This is a genomic window from Corallococcus macrosporus DSM 14697, from assembly GCF_002305895.1.
Lineage (GTDB): Bacteria > Myxococcota > Myxococcia > Myxococcales > Myxococcaceae > Myxococcus > Myxococcus macrosporus.
On sequence record NZ_CP022203.1, the window covers coordinates 8,948,586 to 8,973,512 of the forward strand.

The following is a 24,927-nucleotide window of genomic DNA, read 5'->3' on the forward strand; positions in this document are numbered from 1 at the left end:
AGAAGACATTGTGACCTTCCCGGACCCGGGCTGCCCCATGGGGCTGGCGGCCGGGGCGGAAGGCGTGAGGGGGGACGCGATGAAGAAGCGACTGGGTGACATCCTGTTGGAGCGGGGTGTGGTGGATGCGTTGCAGCTCCACTCGGCGCTGGCCTACCAGCGCAAGTGGGGCGTGCCGTTGGGGCAGGTGGTGGTGGACCAGCGCTTCAGCACCGCGCAGCAGGTCCTGGAGGCCCTGGCGTTCCAGGCCGGGATGCAGACGGTGGACCTGGACGTCCAGCCGCCGGACGCGCGCCTGACGTGGCTGATTCCGGAGCGCGTGGCGGAGGCGCACCGGGTGGTGCCGCTGAAGCTGGAAGGGCAGGGGGGGCGGGACTCGGTGCTGGTGGTGGCCATCGCCGCCCCGGCCAGCCTGGCGTCCCTGGACGCGGTGAAGAGCGTGTCCGGCAAGCCGCGCGTGGTGGCGAAGCTGGCGTCGGATGCGTCCATCCGGAAGGCCATTGGACGGCTCTACCGGGGGGAGACGGGTGAGGCGGCGCCCAGGCGGTTCGGCATGGAGGGCTTCTCGTTGCCGGAGGCGGACGAGCGCATGCCCATGGTGCTCGGCGGCAGCATGGCGGAGCTGACGAACATGGAGGCGCCGGGCGGTGAGGACGGGCTGCCGCTGCTGGGCGCGCTGGAGGAGGTCGTCGTCCAGCCGCAGGCGGTGCCTTCGCGGATGCGGGGGCTGGTGCAGGCCATCCGCGCCATGCCGGCGCCGGAGGCGCGGCCGGCCCCGCGCCCCGCGCAGGGGAGCGCCTCGCACGCCATGCCGGCTGCGTCGACAGCGCGCGCGGCTCGGCCGCCCACGAAGGGCATGTTCTCCGCGCAGGCCGTGCACCTCGCCGCCCGGAAGAGCGCGCCCGCGACGATGCCCGTGCTCACGGCCACGCAGCCGGTGCCCATGGCGCAGGTGCTCGTGTATGGCTGGGGCGCGGAGGCCAGCGCGGGCATCGTGCGCGTGCTGGAGGATGCGGGCCTGAGCGTGCGCGTGGCGAGCACGGAAGAGCTGCGCGTGGCGAACGAGGCGCAGGTGGTGGTGGCGCCGCTGCCGTCCATGGAGGCGCTGCGCCAGCAGGTTCACGCGCGCGTGCTGGTGGCCGGCAAGACGCCGGAGCAGGACCTGCCGCGTGCCCAGGCGGTGGGCGCCCGGGGCTTCCTCGCCGCGCCCGTGGATCCGGATCTGCTGGTGCGCGCGGTGCGGCGGCTGGCCCGGCCCGCTGGCGACGCGGACCTCAAGCGCGCGAGCTGAGGCGCGCGCGGCCCATCAGGGACGACACGGCAGCCGCGGTCCTGGGCCCTGACGCGCGGGGAGCTGCCACCAGCAGGGCCGTGGCTCACCCGCCAGCGGAAGGCCATTCACGGCCCGGGAGCAGGGGACTCCCTTCGCGAGAGAGGGACCGCACCGATGGCCACCCAATTCCCGCGCCTCGAGCCCATCCACCGCGACTTCATCCTGCGCCAGCGGATGTTCTTCACGGCCTCCGCCGCCAGCACCGGCCGGGTGAACCTCTCACCGAAGGGGCTCGACTCGCTCCGCGTGCTCGGCCCCAACGAGGTCGTCTACCTGGACCTCACCGGCAGCGGGAATGAGACGGCCGCGCACCTGCGCGCCGACGGACGCCTCACCCTCATGTTCTGCGCCTTCGAGGGGCCGCCCATGATTCTGCGCCTCTATGGGCGGGGCCAGGTGCTGCGCCGGGGAGCGACGGGTACACCGGGCTGCTGGCCTCCGAGTTCGGCGGCGCGGAGCCGCTGGGGGCTCGAGAGACGTAGGCGCCGGACCGGGCGGGCGCTGTCCACGGGCACTGACCCACCCGCCGTCCCGCCACACCCCTTCCATCCTGCCGCTTGACACGTAAGCACTTACTTACGCATTATCCGCGCACGATGATGCACACCGAGCCAGGGGTGTTCGGAGCAATCAGCCATCCAGCGCGGCGCCGCATGCTCGACCTGCTGGTCGACGGTGACCGCCCGGTGAATGCGATTGCCGAGAACTTCGAGATGAGCCGCCCGGCAGTGTCCCAGCACCTGCGCGTGCTGCTCGATGCGGGCCTCGTCACCGAGCAGCGGCACGGCAGGGAGCGGCGCTACCGCCTCGTGCCGGAGCAGCTGGCCCCGGTACGCGACTGGATTGCTCACTACGAGCGGTTCTGGGACGACAACTTCGCCCGCCTGCGGCGGCACCTGGAGAAAGGCGACCAGCAGCAATGACGACCAAGAGCATCCGGCGGGAGCTGAAGTTCACCCAGCCCCCCGCCACCGTGTGGCGCGCGCTCGCGACCCGCGAGGCGCTCGCCGACTGGATGTACCCAAACGACTTCGAGCCGCGCGTGGGGCATCGCTTCACGTTCCGCGTGCCGCCGGACCCTCGGAGCAAGTTCGATGGGCTCGTCGTGCACTGCGAGGTGCTCCGGTGCGCGCCTCCGTCCGAGCTGGAGTTCACGTGGGTCGTGAACGATGGCTGGCTGGATACCCGCGTCAGCTACCGCCTCGAAGCCGACGGCGATGGGACGCGCGTGCTCTTCGAGCACTCCGGCTTCAAGGAGGACCAGGCGTTCCACGGCGCCGAGTACGGCTGGAAGCTGATGCACGGAAAGCTCGCCAAGACGCTCAAGCAGGCGTCGGACGGCGCCACGCGGCCTTCGCCCCCCAACGACAACCCGCCCCTCGAGGGCTGAACACCGAGCCACCCCCATGAACATCGTCTTCTGGATTCTTCAGGCCGTCCTCGCGCTGCTGTTCCTCGCGGGCGGTTCGTACAAGGCGTTCTCGTTTCAGCAGCTCGCGGGCCAGTTCAGCGAGGTCCCCATCGGAGCCTGGCGGGCGCTCGGCTTCCTCGAGATGGCCGGCGGCGTGCTGCTGATTGTCCCGGCGGCGTTCAAGTGGATGCCCGGCCTCACCGCGCACGCGGCCGCGGTGCTCACGTTCGAGACGTTCGCGCTCGCCGTGCTGTACGCGCGCCACTCGACGAAGATGACGCCCGAGAACCCGCTGCTCTGGTCGCTCGTGATGGGCGTGATGCTCGCCTTCGTGGCGTACGGCCGCTACGTCCTCAAGCCGGTGGTGGCAGCCGTCGCGTGACGGGCGGCGCCCGCGCCCATCACGGGACCGCCGCCAGCAGGGAGGGCTTCTCCGAGCCCTCCGGCAGCCACAGCGAGCCCAGCTCCAGCACCGAGGACGAGAAGGGGTCGGCGCGGACCAGCGCATCGTCCTCGTAGCTGGCCGTCAGCAGCCAGCCCCGCTTGACGCGCTGGTACACCTCCAGCGTGCGCACGGCGGGGTCCACCAGCCACACATGGGACACGCCCGCGCGCGCGTAGAGCGGCAGCTTGCGCGCGCGGTCCAGCGCGGCGGTGGAGGGCGTCAGCACCTCGCAGACCCAGTCCGGCGCCAGCGTGAGGAAGGGGACGTCCGGCTCGAAGGGGACGTCCACGCGCTCACGGCGCCAGCCGGCCATGTCCGGCACGAGCATGTCGTGGCCGAGGTGCAGCTCGGGCGCGCGCAGGAAGCACCAGCGGCCACTGCCGCCACGGCGCTTGTCGAGCTGCTCTCCCAGCTCCACGCCCAGCATGAAGGCCGCGCGCGTCTGCGCGGCGGTGGGACGAGGCGAGGCGACCAGCTCCTCGTCCAGAATCTCCCCCACCCAGCCCGAGGGCAGGGCCGAGAGCATCGAATGGTTCGCCAGGGGGATGGTGCCTTCAATCACAGCGCCTCCGAGAATCACCGGTTGAGGCGGGCATTCTAGGGAGCCGTCTGACACGTCCTCCGCTCGGCGGAAGGCGTCATTTCCCGATGCAGAAACGCTGGAAGATTGCGTCCAGCAGGGCCTCCGAAACGACGGTACCGGACACTTCGCCCAGCGACTCCAACGCGAGCCCCACTTCCCCGGAGACGACTTCCAGGGTGGACACGCGCGAGGCGCGCTCCGCGCGGCCCAGCGCCTCGGACGCGCGACGCAGGGCATCGGCGTGACGCTCGGAGACGAGCGCCACCGCGGAGGGCGTGCCACCGCCCCACAGCCGCCCGAGCATGTCGTCCCGAAGCGCGTCCACACCTTCACCGGTGAGGCCGCTCACGCGCTGGCGCGGCGACTCGGATGCATCCGCCGCGCCGCCTTCAACGGCTCCGCCATTCACGCGCTGGCGAGGCGACTCGGAAGCGTCAGCCGCGCCGCCTTCAGCGCTTCCGCCGCTCACGCGCTGGCGCGGCGACTCGGATGCATCCGCCGCGCCGCCTTCAACGGCTCCGCCACCCACGCGCCGGCGCGGCGACTCGGATGCATCCGCCACGTCGCACTTGCCGTCCACCACCAGCACGGGCGTGCCACCCGCGTCACGCGTCCACGCCGCCGCCTCCGCCCGCGTCACGCCCGGCGGCAGCACGAGCACGGCCAGGTCCACGCCCGCGAGCAGCTCGCGCGTGCGCGCGATGCCCAGCGCCTCCACGCGCCCCGGCGTCTCCCGCAGCCCCGCCGTGTCGAAGAGCGTCACCGCCAGCCCGTCCCACTCCACGCGGGCCTCCAGGGCATCCCGCGTGGTGCCGGGCTCGTCATCCACCAGCGCGCGGGCCTCGCCCACCAGCCGGTTGAACAGCGTGGACTTGCCCGCGTTGACGGGACCGAACAGCGCCACGCGAGCCCCCCGGCGCACCAGCCGGCCCCGGCCCGCCTCGGCCAGCAGCGCCTCCGCCTGGGCGCGCAGCGCGGTGACACGCGGGCCCACGTCCTCGTCGGCGCCCTCCGCCTCGTCGGGGAAGCTGAGCACGCCCTCCATGTCCGCGTGCAGCGCGCGCAGCGGCGCCTCCAGCGCCTGCACCCGCGAGGCGAGCACCCCGGAGAGCCCCGCCGCCGCAGCCCGCACCGCGGCCTCCGAGTCCGCGGCCACCAGGTCCGCCACCGCCTCCGCGCGCGTCAAATCCAGGCGCCCGTTGAGGAAGGCCCGGCGGGTGAACTCACCCGGCGCCGCATGGCGCACGCGCGCGTCCTCCAACGCCCGCGCCAGCAGCAGCCGCAGGAGCCGCGGACTGCCGTGCGCCTGCAGCTCCACCACGTCCTCCCCCGTGAAGGACCGCGGCCCCCGGAAGTAGAGGAACAGGCCCTCATCGAGCGCGCGCCCCTCCGCGTCCACGAAGGACGCGAGGTACGCGTGGCGCGGCGTGGGCCGCGCGGGCACGCCCGGGGCCAGCAGCCGGCCCACCTCCAGCGCGTCAGGGCCCGACAGCCGGAGGATGCCCACGGCTCCCGCGGCGGGCGCGGTGGCCAGGGCGGCGATGGTCATGGAAGAAGACGTCATACGGAGGGAGACGTCATACGCGGCCGGTGGCGCGAAGCCACCTGGAACCTGGACCGCGAGGGCCCCGCTGCGTCAGCGGGTGCCCATGGGCGGCGTGGAGCCGCGGGCGGCCTTCTCCACGGCCTCGCGGTTCTCCTCGATGTAGCGCTCCACCGCCTCGTCCTCGAGCTCCAAATCCCGCAGGACGCCCGGGTAGACGAAGCGGAACGCGGGGGACTCCTCGTCCCCGCGGAGGCGGAAGCTCATCTTGAGCACCGCCGCGCCATACAGCTTGTCCTTGAGAGCTTTCGCCTTGCCCATCCCTCGTCTCGCTTCGGGAGCTCCGGCGCGCGCGGCGCGCCCGGCGGCTCACGCGTCGAAGTCGTCCTCGTCGTCGTCCGGCAGCATGCTCCGCTTTGGGAGCGGGGCGGGCTTGTCCGGAGTGAACACCACGCGGCGGTTACGGCCCTCGCCCTCCGCCGACACCTTCACGCCACCCACTCCTTCTACTGACGTGAGGACGCGCGCGCGGTCTTCAAGCTTCATGGCGGCAATCGCGTAGAAGCGGCCCAGGCCGCCCGACTTCTCCGCGAGCTGGCGGACCGCCGCCTTCAGCGCGGCATCCTCCTCCACCGTCACCGAGCGCTCGTCCGCCTCGCCCTTGCTGGCGGGGGCGGCCTTGGCGGCGGGGGCCTGCGCACCCCGCTGGCCTCCCTTCGCCGGAGCAGGCGCCGCCGCCGCCGCGGCACGAGGCGCGGAGGGAGCGGGCGCGGCGGCCGGAGCAGCCCCCTGCGCCGCCGCGGCCTGCTGCGGCTCACGGCGCTGCCGGGGCTCCGGGTGCACACCGGCCCCCAGCATCACCCAGCGCCGCTCGGCGCCGGGGCGGTGCAGCATCTTGTTCAGCAGGAACTGGAGCGAGTCCACCACCTGGCTGCGCCGTCCCACCTCCACGCCGGGGGGCGGCGCGGGCTCGAAGTGGAGCGCCACGGACAGGCTGCCGTCGGCGGCATCCTTCATGTCCAGGCGCGCCGGGAAGCCCATCAGCCCGAGGATGTCACCGAGGAGCTTCTCCACGCGGCCGCGGAGCTCCTCGGACGAAGCGCCCGAGGCCGGCGTGGACGGCGTCTGCTGGGGAACCTGCTCGCTCACTTGCGTTTGCCTCCCGCACCGGCCACCGCCGGCGTCCCACCGCCCGCCTCGGGCTTGTTCCGGTCCAGCCACTTCCGCAGGCCGTACTGCTGCGCGATGGAGAGGATGTTGTTCGTGAAGATGTAGAGCGAAAGGCCCGCCGGGTACTGGAGCAGCGTCAGCGTAAAGATGATGGGCAGGAACCAGGTCATGATTTTCGCCTGGGTCGCATCCATCATCTGCGGCTGCATCTTCTGGGTGATGACCATGGACACGCCCAGCGCCAGCGGCAACAGGTACGTGGGGTCCTTGTAGGTCAGGTCACGCCAGATGGGCCCGATGAAGGGCTCGCCGTAGATGTCGAAGCTGTTTCGCAGCGCGGTGAACAAGGCAATCCACACCGGCATCTGGATGAGGAGGGGGAGACACCCGCCCAGCGGGTTCACCTTGGCCTCCTGGTACAGCTTCATGATTTCGAGGTTCTGCTGCTCGCGGTTGTCCGCGTGCTTCTTGCGAATCTCCTCCATGCGCGGCTGGAGCTTCTTCACCTCTTCCATGCTGACCATGGAGCGGTAGGTGAGGGGCAGCAGCACCAGCTTCACCACGACGGTGAGCAGGATGATGGCCACGCCCCAGTTGCCGGTGAGGCCGTGGAAGAACTTCATCACCGCGAGGAGGATTTTGCAGATGACGGCCCAGATGCCGAAGTCCACCGTCTCCGCCAGCGGCGGGTGGAACGTGGCGTCCGTCAGGCCGGCGGAGGTGCGCAGCGAGGCGCCGGGCACCAGCGCCAGCAGGTCCGGGTCCTTGGGGCCGAAGTAGCCGCCGAAGCGCAGCGTCACCGTCTCGCCCGGGGCGGCGGAGATGGGGAAGGACGCCGTCACCTTGCGCAGGGTGGGCGTGGCCTCGAAGGCGCACGAGCCGGGGCGCGGCCCCTCCAGCGGGTAGAGCGCGGACAGGAAGTACTGCTGGTCGATGCCGAAGAACTGCACCTGGCCGCGGGCGTCCTCGGCGTCCGGGGCGTCGTCGCCCGGGCTCATCTTCTGGAGCTCGTCCCCCACCCAGCAGGCGGAGCGGCTCAGGTTGCCCACGCCGCCGAAGAAGGACGGCGCGTGCTCGAAGTTCGGGTCGATGGCGCGGTTGTGGTGCACCTGCAGCTCGCCGCTCTGCGGCTGGCCGGAGGTGTTGCGCACCTCGAGGGTGTAGGAGAGCTCGAAGCCGTCCTGGGGCCACTTGATGCGCTTCACGACCTCCCAGGGGCCGCGGCGGCCGGTGAAGGTGACGCCGTCCGCGGTGCCGGGGGCGCCCTCATCCAGGGCGTAGTTCAGGTCCGCGGGCAGCGGGCTGGCGCCGGTGATGGAGACGGCCAGCGGCAGCGGCTGGCCCGGGGTGGGGCGCGCCAGGTCCATCTGCGGCGCGGGGGGAATCTCCTTGCCGAACAGCTTCTGGAAGCCCTGGGCGACGGTGAGCTCCTGCTGCTCCCGCATCTTCGCGCCCTTGAGCACGGCGGCGGTGAGGCCGGCGCCCTCGGAGGAGAAGGTGTAGACGGACTCGTCGCGGAGCAGCTCCACCTTGCGCGTCGGAGGCGGCGGGGCCTCCGCGGTGGTGCCCGTCCCGGTGCCGCCCTCGGGGGGCTGCACGGCGGGCGGCGTGGTGCCGGCGTCGGGCGTCGCGGTGGCGACCACGCCCGCGTCGGGGACTTCCGAGCCGGGCGGGGGAGGGGTGGGAGCGAAGAAGAAGGTGTAGACGGCAGTGGCCGCGAACGAGAGGGCCAGGGCCGCCAGCAGTCGCTTCTGCGAATCGTTCGACTGGGGCGAGAGCGGATCGTTCATAGACTCCCCCCTCCACGAGGGAGAGGGCGGCAATGGGTGGAACCCCTCGTCACGGCACCGGGTCGATACCGCCGGGGTGGAAGGGTTGGCAGCGCATGAGCCGCCAGACAGTGAGCCACGACCCCTTGAGGCCGCCGTGCTTCTCCAGCGCCTCCATGGCGTACGTGGAGCACGAGGGATGGAACCGGCACACCCGAGGGAGCAACGGTCCGAGGAACTTCCGGTAGAAGCGGATGGGCAGCGAGATGACGAAGGCCAGCGGGCTCATCTGGGAGGCTCCTTCGGCTTCGTCTCCACCGCGCGGGGCAGCCGCTGCAGCTTACGGGTGACACCGTCAAAGGCCCGCGCCAGCGCCGGAAAGGAAGCATCCTTCGCGGAGGAGCGCGCCACCAGGACGACGTCCAGGCCGGACGGCCATTGCATGCGGCGCTTGCGAAAAAGCTCCCGCAGCACGCGCCTCAAGCGCGCCCGGACGACAGCGTTGCCCACCTTGCTCGACACGGTCAGGCCAACACGCGAGTACGGTCGGCCATTGCGCTTCACGAGGGCCAGGAGGCAGTCCGAAGGGACTTTCTGCCCGCCTTCCTGGACCTCGAGGAACTCGCGCCGTTGAAGCAGGCGCAGGGCCTTGGGGAAGCGCTGGTCTGCCGGGTGGGACTCGCCCGGCGTCGCACCCTCGGCCCTCACACGCGAACTCGCCTACTTCTTGGGAGCGGACACGACGAGCCGCTTGCGACCCTTCGCACGACGACGCTTGAGGACATCCCGGCCGCCCTTGGTGGCGTTCCGCTTGCGGAACCCGTGGGCGCGGTTGCGGCGGACCTTCGACGGCTGGTACGTGCGCTTGGACACGGCTCTTACTCCTTGGTGATGACGGCGGCGCCTCCTACCGCTTCGGCGCGACCTGAACTAGGGAAAGGGGCGGGTCCGTACCCCCATTTCCAGGGTAAGTCAACGTTGGATCACCCTGGCACACCCTGGAGTCCCCGCCGGGAGGCCCGTGGGCCGGCCCGAGGTAGGACAATGAGGGCCTGGCGGATACTGACGGTGCCAACCACCGCCCAACGCACGGCGGCGGCAGTTTAATCGCGAAGCGCGCGGGCGTCTGCTTCTCCGGCGGTTTTTCTTGGCGGCCACCAGGCGGGGGGCCAACCTCACGATTGGGCATCAGCCAAGCGCCATCTCCACATCCCGCTGATCACCCTCTGGCCGGCAACTTCACGTGTGCTGAGTCGCGGCCAGGGACCAGCCATCATGGCCACCGCTCCACGGCACTGACAGGCAGTTCCCGGGGCAAGACAACCGTATCCGAGTTGGAGCTTGGCTGCGTCCGGACTCGACCATCGGGGTTGCCGGCGACGATGCAGACAGGGAAAGTACGCCCATTCGGCAACTTCGCCTCGGAGTAACGAGCCATGGCAGCAGGGCGGCCGTACTCGTCCACGAGCCCCGTCCAGAGCCGCCCGTACAGAAGGGTCCCGTCGGGCAAGGACGGGTCCGCCCACGAGTAACCCGTGATTCGGCCCACTACGCTCCCGCCCGTGTACGTACCGAGCTGACTCTGGTCTCCGGGCTGGTTGACGTCGATGACGGCCTTGAGCCCCTTCGTGGTGTCCACGCCCAGAAGGCGGAACATGGCCTCGCGGGCCTCCTCCGGGCATTCAGCGGGCTCAGGTCGGACCTGCGATGAAGGGCAAGCCAGTCCAGCCACAGCGCAGAGCATTGCTGCCAGGAACTTGGATGGGCCAGAGCGCAGCGAAGTCAGAGGGGAGTCAGGGGTGGCGGTGGGCACGTGCGGGCTTCCTTTATCCGGTGGAGTCGCAAGTGTGCTCAGTCCCAGCCATAAGGACAGGGAGAGCACCAGCAGGGAGCACGAAGACCACAGCACAAAACGCCACCGTGCGCGGACCGGAGCTTCCGCGGAAACGCCACCAGTCTCCTTCTTCAGTCGGACGTTGGGGGTACCCACCGCCGCGTGGCCCAGCTCATCCGCCTCTGCTACCAGTTCCACGCCTTCGACTGCGGACGGCACCTCGGCAACTTGGGGGTGCGCAACCGAGGTAGGGCCCTCAGGCTGTTCAGCGTCCGTTCCGGACTCGTCGTCATGTTCATCTGGTGGCGGCAGTGCCAGGGATACCTGCCACTCAGGGAACTTTCGCTCCTTGGCAGCATCCCAAAGGGCCTGAAGCAACGCCTCGGCGCTGGGATAGCGTGCCTCAGGACGTTTCTCCAGCAGGCGCATGGTGATGTCGCTCAACACCCGCGGAACCTTCGGGTTGAGGACGTGTGGTGCGGCCGGCACCCGCGTTGCGATGGCCACCACCAGCAAGTCGTACGGCAGCTTCGGATGGAAGGCGTAGCCATCGGTGAGCGCCTCGAAGAGCAGCATCCCAAGCGCGTAAAGGTCGCCAGGTACTCCTGGGTCGAAGTGGGCGCCCTGCTTCCAGGTTTCCTTCCCCAAGAAGGTCACGCACTCGGGAGGGAGTAGGTACGGCGAGGTTGGCGGCACCCCCACCGTCAACGTCGCCATGCCCGGCAGTCGGGCCACTCCATAGTCGAAGACGAGCGGCAGTTCGCCCTCTGCGCGGATGAGGATGTTGTCGCTCTTCAAGTCGCGGTGGCACACCCCACGCTGGTGAAGAGCGCTGACTTGACGCACCACCTCCGTGAAGACGGTGAGCAGTCGCGCAGCAGAAGGCTCGGTGCGCCAGCGCCACTCGTGGAACGTCTCTCCCTCGACGTAGTCCGTGACGAAGTAGAGGAAACCACTGAGGATGGGCCAGTGGTCGACAGCATGAACCTTCAGACCCGTGTTGTAGGCCATGTGAATGGCCACCTCGCGGGACATCCGCTCCTCCACGTTCTCCTCTTCCGGAACATGAGCGCTGGAAGGTCGTAGCGCGACCTTCAGCGCGTAGGTCCGCCCTGGCTGCTCTTCGCGCTCCACCTTGAAGACGCGGCCAAAACCGCCAGCTCCCAGTGGCTCCACGACGCGCCACGGACCAACGCGGCTTCCGGGCACGAGTTGGTCGGGATGAATAGGAATCGTCGCCATAGCCAACGCCCCTGCGCCGCATGCGGCGCGGTCAGAAAACCACTCCGCTCAAGGGCAGCGGGCCGCTGCCCTCCTTGTCCTTCAGCTCGAGACGTAGTTCCTCGCCCAGTTCCCACCAGGGGGCCTCGGTGCGCACAAGGAGGAGCCCTTCCTCGCCAGGCGCCAATTGCGGCCTGTCCATGCGCACCGAAAGCACCTTCACAGGTGCTCCGCGGACGGACGACAGCTTCACTTCCCCCAGCGTCCAGCGGCGTGTGCCCAATTGGCTGCGAAGTCGAACAGCCACCAGCGCCCACTTGCCGGTGCGGTAGCCCACGCCATCCTCAACCTTGAGGCCGCTCGAATTGTCGGGTGGAACGCGCGCGTCAAATCGCCGGACCCGAATGTCCTGAGTGAGCCAACCGGAAAGGACCATTCCCTCTGGGCCCCCGTTGCCACTGCTGTCTCGCAGCGCCGCGTACTTTGCCCGCAGCTCGCGCAATTCCACCTGGAGTGCCTCAACGGAACGTGTCCGGCGGACCACCTCTACAGATGCATCCGCTTCCCCCTCGGCAGCGATGAGCTCGAACGTGACTTCTGACGGAGCAGCGCCATCCGCAAAGCGCACGGTGAGCAGTAGCCGCTCCCCAGGCACCAGGTCGACCTTCGGCTTGAAGGAGACCAACCTCTCGTTCTCATCAACTCGCTCGAAGTGCGACTCACGTCCTCCGAGCTGCACGCCCTTCATGCCGAGGTTCGAATCGAAGGTGAGGGTGGTGAGCGTTCCTCGCGCGATTCGTACCGTCACGTCCTCACCTGCTGTTGCTGAGCGAAGTAGTTGATGGAGATCTCGGTCGCGACGAGCGCATTGGTTGCCGGGAAGGGATGTTGCAGGCCACGCAGAGTCCAGCAACGAGCCGGATTCTGGCGCGCCACGCTGCGTGAGGTAATCCGCGGGGCTCTGAGAGGACGGGGCGCGGCGGTGTTCGCCATCTCGCGTGGGAGAAAGGTGACCTGGAGCGTGCGCCAACACGCTCACAGGTCGGGCGCCCCGCTCGACGTGTGAGAGAGAAGCGAGGCACCCAAGGAGTCGTACGGACGCGCGTCGGCGTCAAGTCCTGGGCGGCACAGATGCCGTCCGTGTCGTCGGTACGTCCGGCTCGCTGCGCCGCTTGCGGCGCAGCGAGCCGCCCTGTGGGAGCACCCCTGGGGCTTCATGGGCATGGCAGCCGGAGCCGCCAGGTGCGCGGTCCGCTGGACGCTGGCGCGCCGCCCGTGCTCGTGGAGTTGCGCGTGCGCCGCTACCGCTGCCGTGCGTGCGGCGTGACGCAGACGGTAGTGCCCGCGGAGGTACTGGGCAGGAAGCTGTATTCGCTCGCGGCCATCGCCTGGGCGCTGGCCCTGTGGGGCCTTGAGTCGCTGTCGGCGGCGGCGGTACGCAGACGCGTGAGTCCGTGGGACGTGGTGGGGCCAGGGAGCGCTGGGCGCTGGGATGCCCTCTTCCGCTGGGCGGGGGAGGCCAGACACGGGACGCTCCTGTGCTGCGTGCGGCCGGCGCCCGCGGACTGGACGGCGCGAGCGGTGGCCGCACGAGCGGCGACGACAGTCGCCGCCTTTGCGCTCGCGGCGACGGGACCGCCCTCGCTGGCCGCTTGTTCGTTCCGGGGAGCCGAGCGCGCTCACTGAGGGGCTTGCTCCGCGGCCATCGGCTCCCCCCGCGCAGAAGTCCGTCCCACCCGACACGCCCCGTCCTCGAAGACCTGCCTCCGGCGGGACGGTAGGCGTCTGCGCTCCCAAGAGGCCCATGCCGGGATGAGGGGGCGGTAGGGGAAGTCCGCGCAAAATGAAGAGCCTCACTCCGAAGTCCCACGCCGAGGCGGTGGCGGTGTTTCGCCACGGAGTCATCGGCGTCCTCACCCAGGCGCAGATGGACCGAGGCCAACTCGCCTCGGCGCTCGAGTCCCTCGCCCAGCAGCGCTTCGTGCCGCCGGGCGCCAAGGTGAGCCACTGCTACTCGGAGGCCACGCTCGAGCGCTGGTACTACGCGTACAAGAAGCGCGGCCTCTCAGGCCTCGCCCCGCGCGACCGCAGCGACAAGGGCCGCGCCCAGCAGCTCTCGGCGGCCCAGCGCGAGCTGCTGCTCGACATCCGGCGGGAGTACCCGTCCGCGGCGGTGACGCTCATCCTGCGCACGCTCGTCACCGATGGCCGGCTCGAGAAGGACGCCGTCTCGGCGACGACAGTGCGCCGCCTCTTCGCGGAAGCAGGACTCGACCGCGTCGGGATGCGCGACGGCAGCGGCACGAAGACGCGCCTGCGCTGGCAGGCCGAGCGCCCCATGGCCCTGTGGCACGCGGACGTGTGTCACGGGCCTGGACTCACCGTCGGGGGCAAGTCGCTGCCCTTGCGCATCCACGCGCTGCTGGACGACGCGAGTCGGTACGTCGTGGCGTTGGAGGCCCACCACACCGAGCGCGAGGTGGACATGCTGGGCCTCATGGTGCGCGCCCTGCGCAAGCACGGTCCACCGGACGCTCTCTACCTGGACAATGGCGCCACGTACCGGGGCGAGACGCTCGCCACCGCGTGCGCTCGCATCGGCACGTCGCTCTTGCACGCGCGGCCCTACGATGCCCCCGCCCGCGGGAAGATGGAGCGCTTCTGGCGCACGCTGCGCGAGGGCTGCCTCGACTTCCTCGGGCCCGTCGCCTCGCTGCACGACGTCAATGTCCGCCTCTGCGCATTCCTCGACGCGCACTACCACGTCACCTCGCATGCTGCCCTCATGGGCGCGACACCGAAAACCGTCTTCGAGGCCGCGCCCCGGGCGCCCGATGGCTTCGACGAAGCGAAGCTGCGCGACGCCCTCACCACCCGTACCCGCCGACGCGTGCGGCGCGACACCACCGTCGCTGTCGATGGTGCCGACTACGAGCTCGACGCAGGCCACCTCGCCGGGCGCCTCGTGCACCTGTGCCGCTGCCTTGTCGACCTGGGGGAGGCTCCCTGGGCCGAATTCGAGGGCAAGCGCTACACCCTCCACCCAGTCGACGCGGTGAGGAACGCGCGCCGCAAGAGGCCGCTGCGTCGGCCTCCCGTCCACGACGAGACGTACCGGCCACACCCCGCGTTTGACCCGCCCCTCACTCTCCTCGACCGCGCCGTCGGGCGTCCTCCTCGGCATCGCGATGCAGGTGAGTCATGACGCCCGCCTACGTCACCCACTTCGGCTTCTCCGAGGCGCCCTTCTCCAAGGAGATTGCCGACGCGGACCTCTGGCTGCCGGCCTCCAAGACGAGCCTCGTCGAGGAACTCTGCGAAGCCGTGCGCGAGCGGCAGAGCGTCATGCTGGTGGGAGAGCCCGGCGTCGGCAAGACATGCGTCCTGCGCGCGCTCCGCCACCGGCTACCACTACTGCGTCAGGGGTAGGCCGAAGGGGGAGTGGGTGATGGAGGGCTGGGCTGGCAGGTCATGGTTGCATCTGCCACCAGCGGCCCCACTCATGAAGGAGATATGGACACCTTCATGAACGCCGCTGCGGTGCAGCGGCTTGAGAGGTACTTCCAGCAAATTGGCGAGGTGCTGGGCGAGGAGAGCCGACGCGGCTCGTTCGCCCTCTACGCCATGGGCCTGCTGGGCGAGGGGGAGCGCAAGAGCGTGGAGCCCATCGCCGCCCGGGCGTGTCCGGACCCCGAGCGGGTGGATGCCATGCACCAGCGACTGTTGCACTTCGCGGTGGACTCGAGGTGGAGCGACCGGGAGGTGCGGCGCCAGGCGGCGCGGTACGCGCTGGAGGCGATGACGCGGCGGGAGTCGGTGGAGGCGTGGATTGTGGACGACACGGGCTTCCTCAAGCAGGGCAAGCACTCGGTGGGTGTCCAGCGGCAGTACACCGGCTCGGCGGGGAAGGTGGCCAACTGCCAGATTGGCGTCAGCCTCAGCGTGGCCACGCGTACCGAGCACCTGCCCCTCGACTTCGAGCTGTACCTCCCTGAGTGCTGGGCCAACGACGAGGCGCGCCGCCGCGAGGCCCGAATTCCCGCCGAGGTTTCCTTCCAAACCAAGCCTCAACTGGCGCTGCGAATGATTGAGCGGGCCGTGGAGGACGGCGTGGCGCCAGGAGTCCTCCTGGCGGACAGCGCCTACGGCAACTCCAGCGACTTCCGTGCGCGCCTTCGCGCGCTGGGCTTGCATTACGCCGTCGCGGTGGCTGCGCAAACGGGCGTCCGCCTCCTGGACGCGAAGGGCCGTCCTCGAAAGGACGCGCAAAGCGTTTCAGACCTGGCCTGGCGCATTCATGAACGAGGCGGCTTCCGACGGTGCACCTGGCGCCAGGGCACGCAAGACGCCTTGTCAGCACGCTTTGCCCTGCGCCGCGTCGTCGCCGCGGGCGTCCCCCAGCGCGAGCAGGAGCCCCTGACGTTGCTCATTGAATGGCGAGACGGCGAGCCCGAGCCCGCCAACTACTTCCTGATTTCCCTGCCAGAAGGACGAACGAAGCGGCAGCTCATCCGCCTAGTGATGCAGCGATGGAGAACCGAGCGCGTCTACGAAGACCTCAAGGGGGAGTTGGGGCTGGACCATTACGAAGGCCGCCGCTACCCCGGCTGGCATCACCACGTCTCCGTCGCGCTGTGCTGCTACGCTTTCCTCGTGGCCGAACGCACGCGGCGTTTTCCCCCCTCGGCCCGAAGGGCGGCTGAAGCCCACGCGCAGCCCCTCTCGGCCTGAGCGCCACTTCCACGACAGCTTCATCACCGCACGACTCGCGATGGCGCGGGTGATTGCCACCTGGATGCCGCGCTGTCCCACCTGCCACCGCGCCAACCAGCACCGCACCTCTCGTCGCCTGCTCGGCCTCCCCGTCCACCCCTCGGGCCCCTGACGCAGTAGTGCTACCCCAGGCGGGCTTCCGCCTCACCTACTGTCATAACGCCACGCTGGGCCGCCGCGACTTCTACCGCCAGCTGTGTCTCGCCCTCGGCCTCACGCCGTCCGCCACCGCCGCCGCTGTCTTCTACGCCGTCTCCAGCCACGTGGAGGAACTCGGTCGCGAGCGCGTCCACCCCGTCTTCCTCCTCGACGAGGCGCACCTGCTCCACCAGGACGTGCTCGACCACCTCCACATCCTCCTGAACTACCAGTGGGACTCGAAGGCGCTCCTCTCCCTCATCCTCGTCGGCCTGCCCGAGCTCGACTCGCGGCTCGCGATGCGCCGTAACCGCAGCCTCGCCTCCCGACTCGCACGCCGGCTCACCATCGACGCGCTTCATCCCGATTGTTGCCGCGCACCTTTGTTGATGGTCCGGTGAGCCGCTTGGTTGATGGCCTCGGGACTACGGTTCCCCAGTCGCGTCAAGGCCTTGGCCGCCTCCGGCGGTGCCCTTCGGGCAGCCCTGACTCGACCGGAGAACCGCAGGATGGGAGCAATCAGTTCCGCTTCTCGCGGAATCTGCTGTCGCGTCAATGGCTTGGGTCCCATCACGAGCGAGATTTCTGGTGGTCCGGCTCTGTGATGGCATTTACGGAGCCTCTCCTCGGGAGTCCCTCAACCAGTGTGCGCGAGAGCAGGCGTCCGTCCCTCAAATAGCGTGCGCGGCAACACCGATGACACCGCGGAGTACCTCCGCCTGCGCCTGAAGAATGCGGGCTGCGAGCGAGAACTCTTCGCCTCTGACGCGATGGCGATGCTCCACGAGGCCGCCTCCGGCGCTCACCGCGACATCGACCGGCTCGCGACCACTGCGCTTCGCGAGGCCGCGCGTCGCAAGAAAAAGCTCGTCGAGCGCGACGTACGTATGCGCTGCACGAGCCCCGTCTTCCGTAGGCCGGACGGACGCCGCATGCTGGCGGCGTGAATGGGACGCTTTCAGCGCGGCGACGACTGCTCTTCGGGCGAGGCCGCAACCGGCGCCGGGACGGTGAGTTCGCCCACCTCGGCGTCGAGTTCGGAGGGGAGGAGGCGAGCGCGCGTAGCGGCCCAGTACTTGGGAGCGAGCTCGAGGTAGCGCTGGTGGGGCCAGTGGGCCAGCACGCGCAGGATGTCGCGCAGGTAGGTCTCGGGCTCGAGTCCGTGCAGTCGCGCGGTGGCGATGAGGGTGAAGAGGTGGCCGGCGCGCTCGGCATGGTCATCGCTCCCGACGAAGAGCCAGGCCTTGCGTCCGACGGCAATCCTTCTCAATTCTCTCTCGGAGCGGTTGTTCTCAAGCAGCAGCCGTCCGTCGTCGAGGAAGCAGCGCAGCGCCTCGCGCTGGCGCACGGCGTAACCGAGGGCCCGGCGCAAGAGGCCGCGCTGCTCCCGCACCTTCTCGTACTCCTCCTGGGCCCAGACGAAGAAGGCGTCCACGTGCGCACGCAGGTGGGCATGCCTCAGCCGGTGAATCTCCTCCGGGGGCTTGTCCCTCCATGTCGCTTCCAACTGGAAGAGGCGACTGATGCGCGCCAGCCCCTCCCTGGCGATGACGTCCTTGGCCGTCGCCGCCTCCCAGAAGCCCCGGCGGCAGTGCGCCCAGCACGCCACCTCCTGACACACCCCCTCCTCGCCGTCAGCGGGCGCGTCCTCGGCGGGACGGAAGAGGGCGTTGTAGACGCTCTTGGCGTCGGCCTGCACGTAGCCCTTGAAGCCCTTGAAGAGCTCCAGCACCGCGGCGCTCGTCTCCTTCGGCGTGTACTCGAAGAAGACGGCGTCCCTGTCGACTACCTGGACGAAGTAGTGGCCGCGTCGGCACGCCTGGCGAGGCCCCTCGGCGGGGGCCGGCTGCACCGCCACGCCCGTGGCGTCGGTGGCGATGCAGAAGGCGGTGGCCAGCGCCTCCTCGCGCATGGCGGCCACCACGGTGGTGCCCAGGGTGGCGCCCATGTCCTCCAGCCACCGCGCCATCGTCCCCCTGTCCACCGCCACGCCGTCGCGGGCCAGGCGCTTCTCCATGCGGAACAACGGCAGCCCGTCGCAGTACTTCTCGGTGGCCAGGTGGGCCAGCAGCGAGGGCGCCGCCAGGCAGCGGAAGAAGACTTCCTTGGGCGCCATGGCCGAGGCCAGCGTGGCCTCCCCGTCGGCCCCCACCGTGCGGTACTTCACCCGGGCGATGACGAGGCGCCGCATACCGCCGCGCTGCCAGGCCAGCTTGCAGCTCTCCTCGAAGCCGATTTTCTCCGCCTTCCCCTGGGCCACCAGCTCGTCGAAGAGAGGGTCCGCAATCACCACCCGCCTCTCTTCCAGCGGCAGACTCTTCAAGTCCCGCCGGCCCTTGGGCTTGGACTTCTGCTTCGCCCCCGCGCCGCCTGACGCCTCCGCCGAGGCCATGCCCAGTGTGCCGGCCACCTCTTCCAGGGCGCGCAGCTTCTGGGCGAATTCCAACTCCAACTGCTGGGTGTCCACCCGCTCCGCCTTGGCCATGAAGAGGCGGCGCTTGAGTAACTCCAACTCCAGCCGCAGCCTCTCGTGCGAGGCTTTCAGCACGTCCCGCTCCCTCTCCAACTGCGCGGCGCGCTGCCTCTCGGCGCTCAACAGCGCCTCGAGCTCGGCGATGCGCGCCTGCGCGGAAATGGGAGACTCGTGCGTGGACACCGCGGCCTTGTAACCACTCACCACCGCGCTGTCGACACCCACCTGGTGCCCCCGCGCGGTGGTGCGCCTGGCTCCTCTCAATGTGGGCGAGGGCCCCGCCTGGGCGCCTCCACGCGCAGCCCGTCCAGCAACTCCTCCAGCACGTGCTCCTCCACCGCCAGGCTGGTAGCGCCTTCCTCCAACCCTCGCGGCACCTGGAAGCAGCCGGTGTCCAGCCGCTTGTAGAAGAGGCACAGCCCCGTGCCGTCGTAGAAGAGTACCTTCAGCGCCGTGCGCCGCTTGCCGAAGAAGACGAAGAGGGCGCCGCTGCGAGGCTTGCGTCCCAGCCTCTCCTCCACCAACCCAGACAGCCGCTCGAAGCCCCAGCGCAAGTCAATCGGCTCCAGGCCCAGGAAGATTTCGACGCCGTGCGGAATCATCGCGGCCCGCCCCGGCTCGCCGTACCCAGCGCCGCCAGCGCCACGCCTACCGTCGCCACGTCCGCCCCCGCGGGCACCAGCACCCGCGCCCCGTGCGCCTCAATGACGACGAGTCCTGCACCAGGTGCGGCTTCCTCGCGGGCCGGGGAAGTAACCAGCCTCACCAGCGGCACCGCCGCCTCCGCTTCTCCACGCCCCGCCTTCGCCAGCCGACTCGACCACCGGTACAGCGGGCTGGGCGTGAACTCCTTCCCACGGCAGTACTCCTCCGCGCTCAGCCCACTGGTGCGCCACTCCTCCACTCGCTTCTTCCACAGCTCCGCATTCGCCATGCGCGCCACCTTGCGCGCTCCGGCTCATCCCCTCCAGACGGGGCTCGTGCAGCGGATACCTTTCTGCGCGCTGGGCAATGGGCCGACGGAACTGGCCAGCAGGCCGACACTGCCCCGCCGCAGGTCCAGCGCCTCCGTCTGCCCGCAGGCTGTGGGCCGCCAGCAACGCCACCGCCGCCTGCAACGTCCTCGGGCGTAATGCCCAAGGCAGCCAGGTGCCGGACCAACGCGCTCTGCGGTGCGTCCGCCATAGCAGCATGGCCTCCGTAAAGAGGGGTGAAGCAGGCCACTGGCGGAGGGCCTTACACCCAGTCACGGTGAACGAGCCATACCTCTGCCGAGGGAGCCTCTAGGCGGGTTTGGCCTCTCGCTTCAGGGCCGGTTTTGGCCCAACGTAGGGACCCTGCGCACATCCACCATTCAGCGGCTGTTGCGCGCGTAAGTACCCGTCTTTCCAGGGGAAAAGTGCGTTTCCAAGCGTCTGGAAAAACTGGGTAAGGTCGAGTGGATCACCCTGGCACACCCTGGAGTCCCGCTGAACCGGCCTGATGGGCTGGATCTGGGTGGGACAGTGAGGGCTTGGCGGATACTGACGGTGCCAACCACCGCCCAACGCACGGCGGCGGCAGTTTAATCGCGAAGCGCGCGGACGTCTGTTTCCCCGGTGGTTTTTCTCCCGGGCCCACCAGGCAGGCACCCCAGGCCCCCTTGGACTCTCAGCACTTGAGAGTCCCCTGGGGCCCCCCGCACCCGTCCAGCAACACCATTTTTTTCTGGCGAAGGAACTCCGACAGCACCGTTCTCCGCGAAACCCACACGGAAGGTGTTGTTCATGTCACTCACGCGACCCCAGGTCGCCGTGCTCGGACTCGTCATGTCCGCGGCGCCCGCCCTGGCCTTCACGCCACTCCCCACCCTCCCCACGCCGCCCATCTACAACCTCTGCGTGGGCTATGTCCCCACGCTGCAGGACTGCCAGAGCGGCGCCACCTTCTGCGCCCAGGTGGCGCGGCAGGCGGCGAGGACGAACCCGGACGCCGCCTGCAACCTCCTGGTGCGCGACGCCGCGCTGGACGCCGCGGCCAGCCTGCCCGAGCGCACCGTGCTGGTGCCCGTCACGCGCAACGCGAGCGGCCAGACGGTGGAGCCGGACAGCGCCACCAAGCCGGTGGCCTACATCGAAGAGGACGCGAACGGGCGCAGCATGAGCGGGCTCGCCGGCTTCCTGCTGGGCACCTCGCACCGCGACCAGACCTACTTCCCGGCCACGTCCCAGTCCGCCGGGTGGATCAAGTTCCTGCGCGCGCTCCAGCTCGTCGGCTGGGACAACAGCGGCACCACCATCGACTCCTGCCAGGAGTACGTGCACGAGAAGTACTACGACTACAGCGTCTTCGAGTTCGCCACCGCCGCGCTCGGCACCGACTACCGCCGCATCCATTCGCTCGCCTTCGCCGTGGCGCCCGCCGGCGGCGCCGTCCCCGCCACCGCCATTGGCACGCGCGCGATTCAAGACCCGGTGCAGCGCGGCAAGGACGGCACGCCCATCCAGCCCGCCATCCAGTTCCCCTCCGGCGCGCCGAAGAACGAGTTCTTCACCGTGCCCGCCCCGGCCCAGGGCAAGGTCCTCATCAGCGCCAGCAGCCGGGACCGCGTGGTGCCGCTGCCGGGCATCATGGGCGGGGCCATCATCGAGCTCAAGGACCTGCACCGCGACCTGAACCTCTACGGCACCGTCCTGCCCACCGCGATGCGGACCACCCTGTCCCAGGGCGCCAGCTACTACAACGAGAGCTGGGCGTGGCACCGCGGCATGAGCACGCGCAACGCCTCGGTCCTGGACGAAAAGCTCTACGCGCTGGACCAACTCCAGGAGGACTTCGCCGCGCTCATCCAGCAGCGCAAGGACCGGGTGGCCGCCATCCAGGCGGAGCTGGCCCTGCGCTTCCGCCCGATTCCGGGGATGCTCCAGGCCCCCGCCACGGACACGCCCAGCCACCTGACGGGCGACGAGCCCCAGGACCCCATCATCACCCGCGCCTACGAGCTGGCCGCGCTGGATGACGTCATCGAGGCGGCGCTCCAGCAGGCCCAGGCGCGCGGCTGCCTCGCCTTCCAGACGGGCAAGATGCCCGCCCCCTGTGACTGGTCCCCCAAGCGCTTCGCCCGGCGCGTGATGAACCTGTACCAGGGCGCCCGCGAGCAGGACTTCCAGAAGTGCGCGCGCTACACCCGCGACGACTTCGCCGACCTCAAGGCGAAGGCCCTGGTCCACGGCGCCGTCAACTTCCCCGCGCAGGACTACACGACGAGCCCCTCGCGGCTGGAGACGTACTTCACCCGCCGCGACCAGTACCTGCGCGCCCTGTCCGCCTCGGTGGGCACCATGCTGGACCCGAAGACGGCGCAGCCCCGCCTGCGGTGGGAGTCCGGTGACAGCTACAGCCTGGGCAACGACACCTTCGGCGCCACCGCGAACTACCAGGTGGCCGTCGCCCTCAACAACGTGAAGCACACGCCCGACTGCGGCCTCTCCCCGGAGGTGACGGGCAGCTTCGACGCCACCGGCAGCGCCCTGGGCATGAGCGCCCACCTCATCCACGCCCAGACGCAGGTGACGCAGAAGCGCGCGGACATCGACCTGGACGTGCTCGACAACACCGTGCCGCTGGTGGACGTGCACCGCGACCTGACGCTGGGCCAGTTCAACATCGTGTCCGGCAAGCAGGAGAAGTCCGCCACGCTGGTGAACGCCCAGACCACCTTCGTCATCGTGGTGGTCCCCGTGACGCTCGGCGCCAGGGTGGCCGGCGTGGTGGGGCTCGACTACCGGCTGACGGCGGAGCACAAGGTGACGGGCACCACGGAGTGCAGCGTGACGAGCCTGGGCGTCGCCGGACACGTGGAGCCCTTCGCCCGGGTGGACGGAGAGCTGTACGCGGGCGTCGACCTCTTCATCATCGAGGCCGGCGTGAAGGGGCGCCTCCAGTTGGTCCACGCCGCCGTCCCGCTGGACGCCAGCGCCTGGCTGACGTCCTCCGGCGGCAGGCTGAAGCTGCGCATGGAGGGTGACTCGCACCTGCGCTTCACCTTCCTGGCCGGCCGCATCTCCGCCTACGTGGAGGTGGGCATCTGGCCCTTCGAGTCCGAGTTCGAGCAGACGCTGGTGAGCTGGAACGGCATCAAGGAGGACGTGACGCTGTTCGACCACGCCTTCAACGTCGACCTCGTGGACCTCCGCTCGCTGCTGTAGCCCACCCGCTGGAGACGCCCCATGAACACACGCAAGGTCATCACTGGCGGTGCCCTGCTGGCACTGCTGCTCCTGGGAGCCACCTGGCTCCACCTGGCCCAGGCCCCCGTCACCGGGGCGTCTCCCGCGGCGACGCCCCTCCACCTCCGCTTCCCGGTGGGGGAGCGCCGGACGTACCACCTGGAGTACACGGCCCGCACCGAGGTGCGCCTGGCGGGCGCGCGGCAGGGCGGCGCCGCCATGGCGGGCCAGGCCCACTTCGTCGGAGACCTGGTCCTGCGCGGCCTCCCCGCCCAGGGCACCGCCCTGCGCGTGGGGCTGAGCCTGGAGAACCTCCGCACGCACGCGCTGGAGCTGTTCGGCCACGCGCTGCTGCCGGACGCCGCGGCCGTGCAGGCCACCTTCGCCGGCCGCGAGGCCCTGCTGGAGCTGGACGCCGACGGCACCCTGCGCGCCGTCGCCTTCCAGGAGGCGGACCCGTCCCTCTTCAAGAACACCGTGCAGGCCCTGGCCGGCGAGCTCCAGTGGGCGCTGCGCGAGGGCGACACCTTCCAGGTGGACGAGACGACGTCGCGGGGCGGGGCGCGCGCCGAGTACACGCGGCTGGACGGAGACGCCCTGCCCGCGCGCTTCCTCAAGCGGCGCCTGGCCTACCCGGCGCCGCGCGGCCTGGGCACCGGGGGCGGCGCCGTGGAGGTGGACTCGCGCTTCGAGGTGACGCTGGACGCCGGCGGCGTCCTGGAGCGCCTCGTGGGTGAGGAGCGCGTGCTGCGCCGCCCGGCCGGCGGCGGCGAGCCCACCGCCACCGCACACGTCCAGCTCCGCCTGGAGCCCGGCGCGCGGGGGCGCTTCACCGTGGCCCAGGCGCCCGCGGACGTGGCGCTCCAACGGCTGGCGCCGGGCGAGCTGGTGACGGACGCCCGCGTGCAGGAGCGGATGCTGGCGCAGCAGGTGGATGGCCTCACCCCGGAGCGCTTCTTCGCGCTGATGGAGCAGTACGCCAACGGCGGCACCTTCCCGGAGCACAACCACTTCCTCCTCCAGGCCACGGGCCTGCTGGAGCAGCAGCCCGAGCTGTGCGCGCGGCTGGCCGACTTCTTCCAGCGCTCCACCCTGAAGCCGCGCGGCCGGGCGCTGGTGCTGGATTTGCTGGCGGGCGCGGGCACGCCGGACGCGCAGGCGGCGCTGGTGCGCGCCCTGTCCAGCCCCCAGGCGCTGGCCGAGCCCGCCTACGGCATGCTGCTCAGCCGCCTGTCGCTGTTGACGAGCCCCACGCCGGACACGGTGCGCTTCATCGAGCGCGCCCACCTCACGGCCCGTGACGACACGCGCGTGGCCACCTCCTACGCCCTGGGCGCCACCGCGGGCGCCCTCTACCGGCAGCAGCAGGACGGGGAGGCCCTGGCCGCCGTCCAGCGGCTGGAGTCCGAGCTGCACGCCGCGCGCACCCCCGAGTCCAGGGCCCACCTGCTGCTCGCGCTGGGCAACGCGGGCCTGGAGTCGCAGGTGGACGCCATCACCCGGTACACCCAGGACCCGGACGCGCAGGTCCGCCGCGCCTCGGCCCGCGCGCTGCGCAAGGTTCAGACGCCCCAGGCCCTGCGCTCGCTCCTCACCCTGACCCAGGACGCCCAGGCCCCCGTGCAGTCCTCCGCCCTGACGGCGCTGGGCCGCCGCCCCCTGGACGACGCCGCCCTGCGGCACCTGCGGGACCTGGCGCTCGCGGGCAACGTCCCCGTGGAGAACCACCACACCCTGGTGTCGGTGGTGGAGCCCTACGTCCAGCGCGCCCCCGAGGTGCGCCAGCTCCTCCAGCACCTGCTCACCCAGGACGCGGCCGACGCGCAGCTCCACATGCGCATCCGCGGCCTGCTCGGGACGTGACGGGCGCGGGGGACACCTCCGGGACATTCACTTTCAGTGAACACGCCCAGAGGTGCCCCCAGTGCTTGGGGTAGGGGCGGGGATGATCCACAACGGGCCCGGGCTGGCATGCCCGTTGCGGATCCACCGTGTTGGGAAAACCCCTTGAGGCCACGGCGGTTTT

General features: G+C 70.2%; 26 protein-coding genes. 13 read left to right on the top strand and 13 right to left on the bottom strand.

Features of this window, described 5'->3' with window-relative positions; all coding sequences use genetic code 11:
- Positions 1–79: 79 nt before the first annotated feature.
- The 5 genes from MYMAC_RS36420 (at position 80) to MYMAC_RS36440 (ending at position 3,126) form a co-directional block, all read left to right on the top strand.
- A complete protein-coding gene (locus tag MYMAC_RS36420) occupies positions 80–1,291 on the top strand; it encodes a GspE/PulE/PilB domain-containing protein (protein WP_095961812.1) in 1,212 nt (403 codons plus the stop codon).
- A gap of 156 nt (positions 1,292–1,447) precedes the next feature.
- Complete coding sequence (locus MYMAC_RS36425) at positions 1,448–1,894, top strand: pyridoxamine 5'-phosphate oxidase family protein (protein WP_239989234.1); 447 nt, start codon at positions 1,448–1,450, stop codon at positions 1,892–1,894.
- 38 nt (positions 1,895–1,932) lie between these two features.
- Positions 1,933–2,256 carry an ArsR/SmtB family transcription factor gene (locus MYMAC_RS36430; protein WP_275663371.1) on the top strand — a complete coding sequence of 108 codons (324 nt, stop codon included), beginning with the start codon at positions 1,933–1,935 and terminating at the stop codon, positions 2,254–2,256.
- On the top strand, positions 2,253–2,723 hold the full coding sequence (locus tag MYMAC_RS36435) for an SRPBCC family protein (protein WP_013936850.1): 471 nt from the start codon (positions 2,253–2,255) through the stop codon (positions 2,721–2,723). The genes MYMAC_RS36430 and MYMAC_RS36435 overlap by 4 nt, the downstream gene beginning before the upstream one ends.
- Before the next feature lie 16 nt (positions 2,724–2,739).
- A complete protein-coding gene (locus MYMAC_RS36440; protein WP_013936849.1) occupies positions 2,740–3,126 on the top strand; it encodes a DoxX family protein in 387 nt (128 codons plus the stop codon).
- A 19-nt stretch (positions 3,127–3,145) separates the two neighbouring features.
- Here MYMAC_RS36440 and MYMAC_RS36445 read toward each other — a convergent pair whose 3' ends face one another.
- The 10 genes from MYMAC_RS36445 to MYMAC_RS36490 form a co-directional block, all read right to left on the bottom strand.
- Positions 3,146–3,751, bottom strand: a complete 606-nt coding sequence (locus MYMAC_RS36445; RefSeq protein ID WP_013936848.1) for a Uma2 family endonuclease — start codon at positions 3,749–3,751, stop codon at positions 3,146–3,148.
- A gap of 76 nt (positions 3,752–3,827) precedes the next feature.
- A complete protein-coding gene (locus MYMAC_RS36450; protein WP_095961415.1) occupies positions 3,828–5,336 on the bottom strand; it encodes a tRNA modification GTPase in 1,509 nt (502 codons plus the stop codon).
- A 72-nt stretch (positions 5,337–5,408) separates the two neighbouring features.
- Positions 5,409–5,636, bottom strand: coding sequence for a hypothetical protein (locus MYMAC_RS36455; protein WP_013936846.1), 228 nt, complete (start codon positions 5,634–5,636; stop codon positions 5,409–5,411).
- A 48-nt stretch (positions 5,637–5,684) separates the two neighbouring features.
- Entirely contained in the window at positions 5,685–6,464 is a 780-nt protein-coding gene (locus MYMAC_RS36460; protein ID WP_095961416.1) for a KH domain-containing protein, read from the bottom strand.
- Entirely contained in the window at positions 6,461–8,275 is a 1,815-nt protein-coding gene (yidC, locus tag MYMAC_RS36465; RefSeq protein WP_095961417.1) for a membrane protein insertase YidC, read from the bottom strand. Before yidC ends, MYMAC_RS36460 begins: the two co-directional genes overlap by 4 nt.
- A 49-nt stretch (positions 8,276–8,324) precedes the next feature.
- On the bottom strand, positions 8,325–8,543 hold the full coding sequence (gene yidD / locus MYMAC_RS36470) for a membrane protein insertion efficiency factor YidD (protein WP_013936843.1): 219 nt from the start codon (positions 8,541–8,543) through the stop codon (positions 8,325–8,327).
- A complete protein-coding gene (gene rnpA, locus MYMAC_RS36475) occupies positions 8,540–8,962 on the bottom strand; it encodes a ribonuclease P protein component (RefSeq protein WP_013936842.1) in 423 nt (140 codons plus the stop codon). Before rnpA ends, yidD begins: the two co-directional genes overlap by 4 nt.
- Before the next feature lie 12 nt (positions 8,963–8,974).
- On the bottom strand, positions 8,975–9,127 hold the full coding sequence (gene rpmH / locus MYMAC_RS36480; RefSeq protein ID WP_002637840.1) for a 50S ribosomal protein L34: 153 nt from the start codon (positions 9,125–9,127) through the stop codon (positions 8,975–8,977).
- 400 nt (positions 9,128–9,527) lie between these two features.
- Positions 9,528–11,330: a serine/threonine protein kinase gene (locus MYMAC_RS36485; RefSeq protein ID WP_095961418.1), complete on the bottom strand. Its 1,803-nt coding sequence runs from the start codon at positions 11,328–11,330 to the stop codon at positions 9,528–9,530.
- A 31-nt stretch (positions 11,331–11,361) separates the two neighbouring features.
- Positions 11,362–12,348: a DUF2381 family protein gene (locus MYMAC_RS36490; RefSeq protein WP_095961419.1), complete on the bottom strand. Its 987-nt coding sequence runs from the start codon at positions 12,346–12,348 to the stop codon at positions 11,362–11,364.
- A gap of 203 nt (positions 12,349–12,551) precedes the next feature.
- Between MYMAC_RS36490 and MYMAC_RS36495 the strand changes: the two genes are divergently transcribed.
- From MYMAC_RS36495 to MYMAC_RS36520, 6 genes are all read left to right on the top strand, one after another.
- Positions 12,552–12,995 (top strand): hypothetical protein, encoded by a 444-nt coding sequence (locus tag MYMAC_RS36495; protein ID WP_476695880.1) that lies wholly within the window; start codon positions 12,552–12,554, stop codon positions 12,993–12,995.
- 157 nt (positions 12,996–13,152) lie between these two features.
- Positions 13,153–14,514, top strand: coding sequence for a DDE-type integrase/transposase/recombinase (locus MYMAC_RS36500; RefSeq protein ID WP_239989235.1), 1,362 nt, complete (start codon positions 13,153–13,155; stop codon positions 14,512–14,514).
- The gene (locus MYMAC_RS36505) at positions 14,511–14,738 is read left to right on the top strand and encodes a hypothetical protein (RefSeq protein WP_239989236.1); all 228 of its coding nucleotides are present in this window, start codon (positions 14,511–14,513) and stop codon (positions 14,736–14,738) included. Before MYMAC_RS36500 ends, MYMAC_RS36505 begins: the two co-directional genes overlap by 4 nt.
- Positions 14,739–14,834: 96 nt before the next feature.
- A complete protein-coding gene (locus MYMAC_RS36510) occupies positions 14,835–16,040 on the top strand; it encodes an IS701 family transposase (protein ID WP_095961814.1) in 1,206 nt (401 codons plus the stop codon).
- A 161-nt stretch (positions 16,041–16,201) separates the two neighbouring features.
- A complete protein-coding gene (locus MYMAC_RS36515) occupies positions 16,202–16,621 on the top strand; it encodes an AAA family ATPase (RefSeq protein WP_239989238.1) in 420 nt (139 codons plus the stop codon).
- Between the two features lie 279 nt (positions 16,622–16,900).
- Positions 16,901–17,167: a hypothetical protein gene (locus MYMAC_RS36520; RefSeq protein WP_095961421.1), complete on the top strand. Its 267-nt coding sequence runs from the start codon at positions 16,901–16,903 to the stop codon at positions 17,165–17,167.
- 11 nt (positions 17,168–17,178) lie between these two features.
- Here MYMAC_RS36520 and tnpC read toward each other — a convergent pair whose 3' ends face one another.
- From tnpC to tnpA, 3 genes are read right to left on the bottom strand one after another with little or no spacing between them, the layout of a single operon-like run.
- Entirely contained in the window at positions 17,179–18,918 is a 1,740-nt protein-coding gene (gene tnpC / locus MYMAC_RS36525) for an IS66 family transposase (RefSeq protein WP_239988997.1), read from the bottom strand.
- Positions 18,919–18,953: 35 nt separating this feature from the next.
- Entirely contained in the window at positions 18,954–19,295 is a 342-nt protein-coding gene (gene tnpB, locus MYMAC_RS36530) for an IS66 family insertion sequence element accessory protein TnpB (protein WP_013938504.1), read from the bottom strand.
- Positions 19,292–19,627, bottom strand: a complete 336-nt coding sequence (gene tnpA, locus MYMAC_RS36535) for an IS66 family insertion sequence element accessory protein TnpA (protein WP_095961422.1) — start codon at positions 19,625–19,627, stop codon at positions 19,292–19,294. Before tnpA ends, tnpB begins: the two co-directional genes overlap by 4 nt.
- Positions 19,628–20,459: 832 nt before the next feature.
- Between tnpA and MYMAC_RS36540 the strand changes: the two genes are divergently transcribed.
- Both MYMAC_RS36540 and MYMAC_RS36545 read left to right on the top strand, forming a co-directional pair.
- Entirely contained in the window at positions 20,460–22,880 is a 2,421-nt protein-coding gene (locus tag MYMAC_RS36540; RefSeq protein ID WP_095961815.1) for a hypothetical protein, read from the top strand.
- 21 nt (positions 22,881–22,901) lie between these two features.
- Positions 22,902–24,764 carry a HEAT repeat domain-containing protein gene (locus MYMAC_RS36545; protein ID WP_095961423.1) on the top strand — a complete coding sequence of 621 codons (1,863 nt, stop codon included), beginning with the start codon at positions 22,902–22,904 and terminating at the stop codon, positions 24,762–24,764.
- Positions 24,765–24,927: the final 163 nt, after the last annotated feature.